The organism is Bradyrhizobium sp. BWC-3-1 (assembly GCF_032917965.1).
Classification (GTDB): Bacteria; Pseudomonadota; Alphaproteobacteria; order Rhizobiales; family Xanthobacteraceae; genus Bradyrhizobium; species Bradyrhizobium canariense_D.
Genome location: NZ_CP136625.1, coordinates 219950 through 231808, shown reverse-complemented (window position 1 = coordinate 231808; position 11859 = coordinate 219950). Strand labels below are relative to the sequence as shown.

Annotated in this window: 11 protein-coding genes; 8 read left to right on the top strand and 3 right to left on the bottom strand. The window is 63.7% G+C overall.

Features of this window, described 5'->3' with window-relative positions; genetic code table 11:
* Positions 1-127 precede the first annotated feature (127 nt).
* Positions 128-883, top strand: a complete 756-nt coding sequence (locus RX329_RS01090) for an outer membrane lipoprotein carrier protein LolA (RefSeq protein ID WP_018459655.1) — start codon at positions 128-130, stop codon at positions 881-883.
* Between the two features lie 143 nt (positions 884-1026).
* On the top strand, positions 1027-1842 hold the full coding sequence (gene xth / locus RX329_RS01085) for an exodeoxyribonuclease III (protein ID WP_085359585.1): 816 nt from the start codon (positions 1027-1029) through the stop codon (positions 1840-1842).
* 121 nt (positions 1843-1963) lie between these two features.
* Here the strand turns inward: xth and RX329_RS01080 are convergent, their stop codons facing one another.
* Entirely contained in the window at positions 1964-2407 is a 444-nt protein-coding gene (locus RX329_RS01080; RefSeq protein ID WP_007598631.1) for a cyclic nucleotide-binding domain-containing protein, read from the bottom strand.
* A gap of 58 nt (positions 2408-2465) precedes the next feature.
* Positions 2466-3152, bottom strand: coding sequence for a response regulator transcription factor (locus RX329_RS01075; protein WP_007598630.1), 687 nt, complete (start codon positions 3150-3152; stop codon positions 2466-2468).
* 235 nt (positions 3153-3387) lie between these two features.
* Here RX329_RS01075 and RX329_RS01070 point away from each other — a divergent pair, with 235 nt between their 5' ends.
* Together RX329_RS01070 and RX329_RS01065 are read left to right on the top strand one after the other, a co-directional pair.
* Positions 3388-3924 carry a L,D-transpeptidase gene (locus RX329_RS01070; RefSeq protein WP_240543268.1) on the top strand — a complete coding sequence of 179 codons (537 nt, stop codon included), beginning with the start codon at positions 3388-3390 and terminating at the stop codon, positions 3922-3924.
* A 6-nt stretch (positions 3925-3930) separates the two neighbouring features.
* Entirely contained in the window at positions 3931-4704 is a 774-nt protein-coding gene (locus RX329_RS01065) for a 2-keto-4-pentenoate hydratase (protein WP_085359583.1), read from the top strand.
* 138 nt (positions 4705-4842) lie between these two features.
* Here the strand turns inward: RX329_RS01065 and RX329_RS01060 are convergent, their stop codons facing one another.
* A complete protein-coding gene (locus tag RX329_RS01060; RefSeq protein WP_085359581.1) occupies positions 4843-5532 on the bottom strand; it encodes a YggS family pyridoxal phosphate-dependent enzyme in 690 nt (229 codons plus the stop codon).
* A 108-nt stretch (positions 5533-5640) separates the two neighbouring features.
* On the opposite strand from RX329_RS01060, the gene RX329_RS01055 reads away from it, so the two are divergent.
* From RX329_RS01055 to holA, 4 genes are all read left to right on the top strand, one after another.
* Positions 5641-7338: a diguanylate cyclase domain-containing protein gene (locus tag RX329_RS01055; protein ID WP_085349233.1), complete on the top strand. Its 1698-nt coding sequence runs from the start codon at positions 5641-5643 to the stop codon at positions 7336-7338.
* Positions 7339-7535: 197 nt separating this feature from the next.
* The gene (leuS, locus tag RX329_RS01050; RefSeq protein WP_317245488.1) at positions 7536-10160 is read left to right on the top strand and encodes a leucine--tRNA ligase; all 2625 of its coding nucleotides are present in this window, start codon (positions 7536-7538) and stop codon (positions 10158-10160) included.
* Positions 10147-10698, top strand: coding sequence for an LPS assembly lipoprotein LptE (gene lptE / locus RX329_RS01045; protein ID WP_085349235.1), 552 nt, complete (start codon positions 10147-10149; stop codon positions 10696-10698). Before leuS ends, lptE begins: the two co-directional genes overlap by 14 nt.
* Before the next feature lie 47 nt (positions 10699-10745).
* Entirely contained in the window at positions 10746-11774 is a 1029-nt protein-coding gene (gene holA, locus RX329_RS01040; protein ID WP_085359577.1) for a DNA polymerase III subunit delta, read from the top strand.
* Positions 11775-11859 lie beyond the last annotated feature (85 nt).

Sequence of the window (11859 nt, the reverse complement as noted above, 5' to 3'; positions counted from 1 at the left end):
CACGCAAAAACGTTATCTGCTTTTGGCCGAAATCACGCTAAAAGGGCGCCCAGCCACACAGGACGACGCGTTGATCAGACATCCGGACATTCGATTCGCTGCCATTGTCGCCGCGCGGAGCGCGCGCATGGCCGGCGTAATTCTCGTCACCGCCGCGATGGTGATCACGGCGTCGTTCGCGCAGACCGTTCCCGTGCCGAAGCCTGCACCGAAGGGCCGCGACGGCGGTCCGGCCGTTGGAGGGCCCGCGGTCACCGGCGCGACCCAGACGCCGCCCAATCCGGTGATTCCGGATCCACGCCGCAACGTGCCGAGCAGCATCTTCCAGACCTTCGATGCGAACCAGAAGGCCCAGGCCGCCAAGGTCAGCGCCTATTTGTCGTCATTGTCGACGCTGGTCGGGAATTTCGTCCAGGTCGGCCCCGACGGCAGCAAGACGCAAGGCGACTTCTACATCCAGAAGCCGGGCAAGGTGCGCTTCGAATATGACGCGCCGAGCCCGATCGACATCGTCGCCGACGGATCGTCGCTGGTGGTGCGCGACCGCAAGCTCGCGACGCAGGACGTCTATCCGCTGTCACAGACACCGCTGCGTTTCCTGCTGTCCGACCGCATCGACCTGATGAAGGACACCAACGTCGTCAACGTCTCGGCCGACGACGTCTTCGTCAGCGTCACCATCGAGGAGAAGCAGGCGCTGGTCGGCACCAGTCGCCTCTTGCTGATGTTCGGCGCCAAGGACGGCCAGTTGAAGCAGTGGACCGTCACCGACCCGCAGGGCTACGACACCACGATCGCGGTCTATAATCTGGATACGAGCAAGAAGCTCGATCCCGGCATGTTCAAGATCGATTTTACCAATTACGGCCCGTCGCCGGGCTGAGACTTACTCGCTGCTGCGATGATCGACATGCCCGGGCTTGTCCCGGGCATCCACGTTCTGGACCTACAATCTGGACCTACAAAAAGGCGTGGATGGCCGGGTCAAGCCCGGCCATGACGGATGGAGTTTGTTAGATCAATCTCATGCGTTTTTCCCTGACAACCTGGAACATCAATTCGGTTCGGCTGCGCATCGATCTGGTCGCAAAATTTCTCAAGAGCGCGCGGCCGGACGTGCTGTGTCTCCAGGAGACCAAGTGCATCGACGACGCTTTTCCGCTGAAGCGCTTCAAGCGGCTCGGCTACGAGCATGTCGCGTTGAACGGACAGAAGGGCTATCACGGCGTCGCCATCGTCTCGAAGATTCCGTTCGAGTCGAAGGACATCCGCACCTTCTGCGACAAGGTGGATTCACGCCACATCTCGGTGTCGTTTGGTGAGAGGGCCGGGATCGCGAAACCCCTGGTGGTGCATAATTTCTACGTGCCCGCCGGCGGCGACATTCCCGATCCCGCGCTGAACGAGAAATTCGATCACAAGCTCCGCTTCCTCGACGAGATGAAGGCGTGCGAGCCGTTGCATCCGCGCGGCGAGGATCGCCACATCCTGGTCGGCGATCTCAACGTCGCCCCGCATGAGAACGACGTCTGGTCGCACAAGCAGCTTCTGAAAGTGGTGTCGCACACGCCCATCGAAACCGAGAAGCTGCAAGCCGCGCTCGCCGCCGGTGAGTGGGTCGACGTCGCGCGCGAGCGCATTCCGATGTCGGAAAAGGTCTACACGTGGTGGAGCTACCGCTCCGCCGATTGGACTGTCGGCGACCGCGGCCGCAGGCTCGACCACATCTGGGTCTCGCGCGCGATGAAAGATGCGGTGAGTGATTTCAAGATTTTGCGCGATGCGCGGAGCTGGGAGCGTCCGTCGGATCATGTGCCGGTGACGGTGACGCTCGAGGTTTAATGTCGCTCTGGCGAAAGCCAGGCCCATTACCACCAATCTTCGTTGTTGCGCGAGGACATCGGCAATCGCACCAAGCCAGAAACATTTGGGATGACGGGTCCTGGCCTTCGCCAGGACGACATCACGACGTCAGCTTCGCACCCGCCATCAATATATCGCTGGCGATCTGGCTGGAGCGCACCGCGAATTCGTCGCGCAGGCGGACGGCGGCGGCGGGGTCGCTTTCGAGCACACGCTGAAACAGGCTGCGCGCGACGCGGATGACGGAGGCGTGCTCGATCGCGATCGCGCTCGACGGCCGCTTCATCGGCACGATCAGCGCGAGCTCGCCGATCAACGCACCGGGACTTGCGATCATCTCCGCACCGGCGCCGTCGTCGACCCGGAAGGCGCCGCGCTGGACCACGAAGCCGGCATCGGCATCGTCGCCGAGATTGAACAAGACGTCGCCGCGGACGAAGTCACGCTGCTCGGAGCCGATCGCCAGCATGCGCAACGAAGCGTCTCCCAACAGGCGCAGTGTCGGGACACGCTCGAGAAGCGCTACATCATCGTCGATTGACATTCAGGTCCGGGGCTCAAGGGCACGCAATCTAAAACGATTCGCACGCCCCTGAAGCGTATCACGGCACCAGCTTGTAGCCACCGGCTTCCGTGACCAGGATTTCCGGGTTCGCGGCGTCCTTCTCGATCTTCTGGCGAAGCCGGTAAATGTGGGTTTCCAGCGTGTGGGTGGTGACGCCGGAATTGTAGCCCCAGACCTCCTGGAGCAGGGTCTCGCGCGAGACCGGCATCTGGCCGGCCCGGTAGAGGAAGCGGAGGATGGCGGTTTCCTTCTCCGTCAGCCGGACCTTGCGCGCATTGGCGGCGGTCAGCATCTTGGAGCCGGGCCGGAAAGAGTAGGGGCCGACCGAGAACACTGCGTCCTCGCTGGCTTCGTGCTGCCGGAGCTGGGCGCGGATGCGCGCCAGCAGTACGGCGAAGCGGAAGGGTTTTGCGACATAGTCGTTGGCGCCGGATTCCAGCCCCAAAATCGTGTCGGAGTCGGTGTCATGCCCGGTGAGCATGATGATCGGAGCCTTGAACCCGCCCTTGCGTAAGGAACGGACCACTTCGCGGCCATCGGTGTCGGGCAGGCCAACATCCATCAGGACGAGATCGGGGGCATTGGCCTTCGCGGCGCTCGCGCCCTTGGCGCCGGTATCGACCGCGGAGGCTTCAAATTCTTCGTGCAGCGACAATTGCTCCACCAACGTATCGCGCAGATCGGTATCGTCATCCACGATCAGGATCTTGCGGGCATTGGCCATAGGGGGTCATCCTTTTGGGGTCCGGCGCGGCGCGCATCCATGCTGCACCCAGCCGAGAGGGAAGTTTAGGGGTCGCCGTTATTATTGTTGTTCGTCTTGAAGTAGTGGGCTGTTACCGATTCACAAGCCAGAACCACTCTAACCTAGAATAGCAGGCCGTTTTGATGAATGTCCTGTAATGAATTCGACATCGCACGTTCACATGAAAAATAAAGCTGCTTCAGCTAGTTACACCATGAACCGGAGCGCCGGGCCGCTCTCGGTGATCCGCGTTAAGCCTGCCGCCGGGAAGCCGCGCCGGGGCTGGCTGACCGCCGGAGCGCTGACGATTCCGGTGGCGCTCGGACGCGGCGGCATTCTGGCGAACAAGCGCGAGGGCGATGGCGGCACCCCGCGGGGCAGCTTCCGTCCGAGGCGATTGTGGTGGCGGGGCGACCGGCACAGCCGCCCGCAGACCTTCCTGCCGGCCCGGATCATCACCGGCGAGGACGCCTGGTGCGAGGATCCCAAGGACCGTCATTACAATCAGGGAATCCGCCTCGGCGAGGGGCAGGGCGGCGACCGGCTCAAGCGGGCCGACCATCTCTATGACTTCATCATCGAAATCGACCACAATACGAGGCCGCGGATCGCCGGCCGGGGCAGCGCGGTGTTCTTGCATCTGGCCCGCGACAATTTCGGCCCCACCGCAGGCTGCGTCTCGATGACCGAAGCGGCGATGCGACAATTGCTGCGGCGGCTTGGACCAAAAACAAAAATCATCATCGGATGAGGACACATGCTCGACAAGGATCAGATCGCCGCCGCTTCGCAGGTCCTGGTCAAACATTGGCGCGACGGCACCAAGCTTGACGCGCTGGAGCCAGAGTTGCGGCCTCAGAACCGCACCGAGGCTTACGCCGTGCAGGCTGCGCTCAGCGGGACTTTGTTCGGCTGGAAGATCGCGGCAACGAGCGAGTCCGGACAGAAGCACATCAATGTCGCGGGACCGTTGGCCGGTCGGATCATGAGCGACACCGTGATCGCCGATGGCGGCACCGCCTCGATGAAGGGCAACGCGATGCGCGTCGGCGAACCCGAGTTCGCTTTCGGCATGGGGCGCGATCTGCCGCCGCGCGCGGCGCCATATACTGTCGACGAGGTGCTCGCCGCCGTGGACAGCTTGCATCCCGCGATCGAGATTCCCGATTCGCGCTTTGCCGATTTCGCCAGCGCCGGCGAGGCGCAGCTCATCGCCGACAACGCCTGTGCGCATCTGTTCGTGCTGGGCGCAGCGACGAATGCGAACTGGCGTGCCATGGACCTCGTCGAACAGCGGCCGCAGATCACGCTGCGCGGCCAGCGCTATCTCGGCCACGGCAAGAACGTGCTCGGCGATCCCCGCATTGCCCTGGTCTGGCTGGCCAACGAACTGCGTGGCCTCGGCATCCCCTTGCGGGCAGGGGAGGTGGTGACCACGGGCACGTGCCATCCGCCGCTTCCGATCCAGGCGGGTGATCGGTTTGTCGCGGACTTTGGCGCGCTGGGGAAGGTGGCAGTGGGGTTTGAATAGGCCCCACATACACCACCGTCATTGCGAGCGCAGCGAAGCAATCCAGAATCTTTCCGCGGAGGGACTCTGGATTGCTTCGCTGTGCTCGCAATGACGAAATCGAGAGTTCGTATGGCGCTCTGCCGTCGCTAACGGCTCTCACCGGCGCCCGAAGATCGCACTGCCCACGCGCACATGGGTGGCGCCGAGCATGATCGCGGTCGCATAATCCGCGCTCATGCCCATCGAGAGCTTCTTCAATCCATTGCGCGCGGCGACCTTGGCGGTCAGCGCGAAATGCGCCGCCGGCGGCTCGTCTAGCGGCGGGATGCACATCAACCCCGAGATCGTCAGCCCGTAGGTGTCGCGGCAGCTCGCGATGAAAGCATCGGCCTCGCCGGGCGCGATGCCCGCCTTCTGCGGCTCCTCACCGATATTGATCTGCACGAACAATTCCGGGTGCTTGTTCTGGGATTCGATTTCCTTGGCTAACGCCTGGCAAATGCTCGGGCGATCGACCGAATGGATGGCATCGAACAGCGCGACTGCCTCTTTCGCCTTGTTGGATTGCAGCGGGCCGATCAGATGCAGCGCGATATCGGGGTAAACAGAAGTTAACGCGGGCCACTTGCCTTTGGCCTCCTGCACGCGATTCTCCCCGAATACGCGCTGTCCGGCATCGATGACCGGGGTAATTGCATCCGCGGCGAAAGTTTTCGACACCGCGATCAGCGTCACGGAGGCACGCTCGCGCCGCGCATCCTTGCAGGCGCGCGCGATTTCGGCTTCGACCGCGGCGAGCGCGTTTGGTGAATGGCCGGTTAGCGGCGCGGCGTTGGCTTCAGTCATGATGTCGCATCGGAGCTGGTTGTTGCGGAGCTAGTTCTAATTTTACCGAGTTCAAGAAAGAGTTTTTGAACCCCTCGCTTTACCTTAGCCGCGGGGTGGGCAGCGAAGATGTCAAACGTCAGTTTCAACCGCAAACGAGCGAAACTCAAGCAGGTTCTCGGAATCCGGGCGCGGCTTGCGTTGCTCGCGGTGATTCTGGTGACGCCTTTGATGTTCGAACGCATCCGATCGCTGGAAGACACGCGCACACGGCAGATCGCACAGGCCACAGCCGAATTCACCACCGTTGCAAGACACAGCGCCGATGCGCAGCGCGAGGTGATCTCGTCGGTCGAGACCATCCTGAAATCGGAAGCTTTCATCCGCGCCTCCGCCGGCGGCATCAGCAAGAGCTGTGACGTGCTGCGCGCGAGCCTGCCGTCGAATCTTCCCTGGATCCGCACGCTTCTGATCGCCGGCCAGGACGGGCGCATCCAGTGCGCCACCAACAACATGTATGTCGGCCTGGACCTCAGTGACCGCCCGTATTTCCAGCAGGCGCAGGAAACCGGCCGCTTCGTCCTGAGCGACTTCATCCTGTCGCGCCCGGTGCTGACACCGACCGTCATGGCGGTTTACCCGGTGTCCGCCTTCAGCGGCGTAGCGGATGCCGTCGTGCTCGCCACCGTCAACCTCGACTGGATGTCGAAGGTCATGAGCAATCTGGGGGGTCGCGCCGGCATCACGGCCGTGCTGGTCGACAGCACCGGCACCGTGCTGGCGGCACCGGCCGACCAGCATAGTGCGATCGGCCGTCCGCTCGACAACATGCCGCTGATGTCCGCGATCGCCGACAAGGCGCTGAGGTCTGACCAGGACGAAGGTTCACTCTCTTTCCTCGCTGCCGACGGCTCCCGCCGCGCGGTCAGCTATATCCGCATCGCCGGTACCAATGCCCGCCTGATCGCCAGCATCGACGAGGACAAGGTGTCCGCGGCCGTGAGCCGCGACATCCGCACCGCCTATCTCCAGCTCGCTTTCGTCGTGGTATTCGTGCTGCTCGGCGCGCTGATCGCAGCCGAGAAACTGGTGATCAAGCCGATCAGGATGCTCGCCGACATGGCCAAGCGTCTGGGCGAGGGTGATCTGTCGGCGCGTGCCGCGCGCAATCGCCTGCCGGCCGAGTTCGTGCCGCTCGCCCGCGCGTTCAACGCGATGGCCGCACAGCTTAGCCAGCGCGAACGCGAGCTGATGGCGAGCAATGACCGACTCACGGTGATGGCCTCGATCGACATGTTGTCGGGGCTTGCCAACCGCCGCGGCTTCCAGAGCCGCCTCGATTTCGAATGGATGCGCGCGCAGCAATATGGCAGCGACCTCGCGCTGTTGATGATCGACGTCGACCATTTCAAGCTGTTCAACGACACCTACGGCCATCTCGAAGGCGATTCTTGCCTGACCAGGCTCGGCGAATCGCTGTCCGGCATCGCCGCCGACACGATGGGCTTCGCGGCCCGCTACGGCGGCGAGGAATTCTGCCTGTTGCTGCCGAACACCGACGTGGCGCGCGCCGTCGAAATCGGCGAACAGGCGCGTGCGGCCGTGCTGAAGCTGGGCCTGCCGCACATCACCTCCGACCACATGATCGTCACCGTCTCGATCGGCGTTGCCGCGACCAAGCCCAACGAGAGCTTGCGTCCGGGCGATTTGATCGAAGCCGCCGACGCCGCGCTCTACGCCGCCAAGCACCGCGGTCGCAACAACGTCGTCGAGCATGGCATCACGGTGATCGACAACGGCGCGGCGGAAATGATGATGGCGGGCTGAGGGCTAACCCGCAGCCCGGACGCGATCGACCTCGCTCTCGGTGACCAGGCCCGGCGAGCCGAACAGGACTCTCCGTATTTTTGCGGAGCAGCCTTGCGGCGCCGCGCCGCCAGCGGCAACCCATTGACCCCCCGAGGACTTCTATGGCCTAGTCCGCCGTCTTTAGACGGCCAGATCCACGAAAACCCAACGATTCCATGACCTCCGAACGCTACAACGCCCGCGACGCCGAACCGCGCTGGCAAGCCGCCTGGGACCAACAGGCGATCTTCGTCTCCAAAAACGACGATCCGCGGCCGAAATACTATGTGCTGGAGATGTTCCCCTACCCGTCGGGGCGCATCCATATCGGCCATGTCCGCAATTACACGCTGGGCGACGTACTGGCCCGCTTCATGCGCGCCAAGGGTTTCAACGTGCTGCACCCGATGGGCTGGGACGCTTTCGGCCTGCCGGCCGAGAACGCCGCGATCGAGCGCAAGGTCGCACCGAAGGCCTGGACGTACGCCAACATTGCCGCGATGAAGAAGCAGCTCCGTTCGATCGGGCTGTCGCTGGACTGGAGCCGTGAGATCGCGACCTGCGATCCCTCCTATTACAAACACCAGCAGAAGATGTTTCTGGACTTCCTGCGCGAAGGCCTCGCCGAGCGCGAGAAGCGCAAGGTGAACTGGGACCCCGTCGACATGACCGTGCTCGCCAACGAGCAGGTGATCGACGGGAAGGGCTGGCGTTCGGGTGCCGTTGTCGAGCAACGGGAAATGAACCAGTGGGTCTTCAAGATCACGAAGTACTCGCAGGAGCTGCTGTCTGCACTGGATACGCTGGACCGCTGGCCCGACAAGGTGCGGCTGATGCAGCGCAACTGGATCGGCCGGTCCGAGGGCCTGCTGATCCGCTTCGCGCTCGACGCGGCGACGACGCCGGCCGGCGAGAGCGAGCTGAAGATTTTTACGACACGCCCCGACACGCTGTTCGGCGCGAAGTTCATGGCGATCTCGGCCGATCATCCGCTGGCGCAGGCAGCCGCGGCCAAAAATCCTGAGCTTGCCGAGTTCATCGGCGAGATCAAGCGGATGGGCACGGCGCAGGAGATCATCGACACCGCCGAGAAGCAGGGCTTTGACACCGGCATACGCGCGGTCCATCCGTTCGATCCGAGCTGGAAGCTGCCGGTCTATGTCGCCAACTTCGTGCTGATGGAATACGGCACCGGCGCCATCTTCGGCTGTCCCGCACACGACCAGCGCGACCTCGATTTCGTCAACAAGTACGCTCTCGGCAACACGCCGGTGGTGTGCCCCGAGGGCCAGGATCCGAAATCGTTCGTCATCACCGATACCGCCTATGACGGTGACGGCCGCATGATCAATTCGCGTTTCCTCGACGGCATGACCATCGATCAGGCCAAGGACGAGGTGGCGAAGCGTCTTGAGACCGAGCTGCGCGGCAACGCGCCGGTGGGCGAGCGCCAAGTGAACTTCCGTCTGCGCGACTGGGGCATTTCGCGCCAGCGCTATTGGGGCTGTCCGATCCCCGTCATCCATTGCCCGAAATGCGACGCCGTGCCGGTGCCGGATGCCGATCTGCCCGTCGAACTGCCGGACGATGCGACCTTCGACAAGCCGGGCAACGCGCTCGATCATCATCCGACCTGGAAGCACGTCACCTGTCCGCAATGCGGCGGCAAGGCTAGCCGCGAAACTGACACCATGGACACCTTCGTCGATTCGTCCTGGTACTTTGCGCGTTTCACCGATCCCTGGAACGAGAACGCGCCGACGACGCCAGAGGTCGCCAACCGGATGCTGCCGGTCGACCAGTATATCGGCGGCGTCGAGCACGCGATCCTGCATCTGCTCTACAGCCGCTTCTTCACCCGCGCGATGAAGGCGACCGGGCACATCGCCCTGGACGAGCCGTTCGCGGGCATGTTCACGCAGGGCATGGTAGTGCACGAGACCTACCAGAAGGCCGACGGCACCTACGTCCAGCCGGTCGAGGTGAAGGTCGAGACCGGCGCCAACGGCCGCCGCGCCACGCTGCTAACGTCAGGCGAAGACATCCAGATCGGCCCGATCGAGAAGATGTCGAAGTCGAAGAAGAACACGGTCGATCCCGACGACATCATCGAGACCTATGGCGCCGACGTCGCCCGCTGGTTCATGCTGTCGGACTCCCCGCCCGAGCGCGACGTGATCTGGAGCGACGAGCGCGTCCAGGGCGCCTCGCGCTTCGTGCAGCGGCTGTGGCGGCTGGTGAACGATTCTGTGGAACCCGGCAAGGGCGCGCCGACGGCCCGGCCGGCCAGCTTCGGCCCGGACGCCACCGCCTTGCGCAAGGCTGCCCATGGCGCGCTGGACAAGGTCACCACCGGTATCGAGCGACTGCACTTCAACGTCTGCCTCGCCCATATCCGCGAATTCACCAATGCGTTTGCGGAGATCTTGCAACGTCCCGGCCAGCCGGCTCCAGATTTGGCCTGGGCGATCCGGGGGGCCAGCCAGATCCTGGTCCAGCTGTTCTCCCCGATGATGCCGCATTTGGCCGAGGAGTGTTGGCAGGTTCTGGGCCATAGCGGGCTGGTTTCCGAGGCCAATTGGCCCCAAATCGAACGCGATTTGCTGGTTGAAGACAGTGTGACCCTGGTGGTCCAGGTCAACGGTAAGAAGCGGGGCGAGGTCACAGTTGCAACAGCGGCCGAGAATCCGGAAATCGAGGCTGCCGTTTTGGCCCTCGATGCGGTAAAACTGGCCTTGGATGGCAAACCCGTCCGCAAGGTGATTATCGTCCCCAAGAGGATCGTGAATGTTGTCGGCTAGGATCCGCATCGCAGCCCGCTTGCTGGCGGTTGCCGCACTGGCGGCCATGACGGCCGGCTGCTTCCACCCGATGTATGCCGAGCACACCGACGGCACCCCCGGTCTGCGCGAGAAGCTGATGGGGGTCGATCTGCCCCCGATCGCCAAAGCCAATGCCTCACGCGAGGCCCGGGTCGGCGTCGAGGTCCGCAACGCGCTGGCCTTCAAGCTCTATGGCACCGCCACCGGCATGCCGCCAACCCACCGCCTCGAGATCCGCTTCGCAAGCAGCAAGACGTCGCTGATCGTCGATCCCAACACCGGCCTGCCCAGCAGCGAAAACTACGGCCTCGACGCCCAGTACAATCTGATCGAGGTCGTCAGCGGCAAGTCGGTGATGACAGGCACCACGTTCTCCCGCGTGTCCTACGACATGCCCGGCTCCTATCAGCGTTTCAGCCGCAACCGCGCGGTACGTGATGCCGAGGATCGTGCCGCCAACGAGATCGCCGAGAACATCACGACTCGACTCGCCTCGTTCTTCACCGCGGGCACTTAATTCATCCCGTCACCCCGGTTCGCCCGGAATGACGAGTCACAGGCAACATGGTCGCGCTGCGCGGAAAAGAGATCGACGCCTTTCTCGCCCGCCCCGATGCGGGCCGTCCGATCATCCTGCTCTATGGTCCCGACGCCGGCCTGGTCCGCGAACGCGCGGATGCGCTGATCGCCTCGGCCGTCGACGATCCCAATGATCCCTTCTCGCTGGTCAAGGTCGATGGCGACGAGCTCTCCGCCGAGCCGTCGCGCCTCGTCGACGAGGCCATGACGGTGCCGCTGTTCGGCGGCCGCCGCGCCATCCACGTGCGCGCCGGCTCGCGCAGCTTTGCCAGTGCTATCGACACACTGGCGGAGATGGGCGTCAGGGATTGCCGCATCGTGATCGAGGCCGGCGAGCTGCGTCCGGAATCGCCACTGCGCAAGGCCTGCGAACGCGCCAAGACGGCCGTCGCGATCGCCTGCTATCCCGATACCGAGCGCGATCTCGCCAAGCTGATGGAAGACGAGCTCCGCATCGCCAATTTGCGCATCGCGCAAGATGCCCGCGCGGCGCTGATGTCGTTCCTCGGCGGCGATCGCCAGGCCTCCCGCAACGAGCTGCGCAAGCTCACGCTCTATGCCCATGGCAAGGGCGAGATCACGCTGGATGACGTGATGGCTGTCGTCGCCGATGCGTCGGAACTGAAACTCGATCCGATCGTCGATGGCGCCTTCGCCGGCCGGCCCGAGATCGTCGAGAACGAGTTTGCCAAAGCCATGATCGCCGGCACCTACCCCGGCGTGATCATCTCCGCGGCGCAGCGTCAGGCGGCGTGGCTGCACAAATCGGCGCTCGCAATCGCCGACGGCACGCCCGCATCCGCGGTGCTCGACAGCGGCTATCCGCGCCTGCATTTTTCGCGGAAGCCCGCGGTCGAAACCGCATTGCGCAATTTCAGCGTGGCGCGGCTCGCCGTCATCATCGAGCAGCTCGCGACCGCCGCGCTCGATACCCGCAAGCAATCCACCCTCGCCGCCGCCATCGCCCAGCGCACGCTGATGGCGATCGCCGCAAACGCGAAGCGGCGGAGCTGAGCTTCCCGCACTGTCCCCTCGTCATTGCGAGGAGCCCTTGCGACGAAGCAATCCAGAATCTCTCCGCGGAAAGATTCTGGATGGC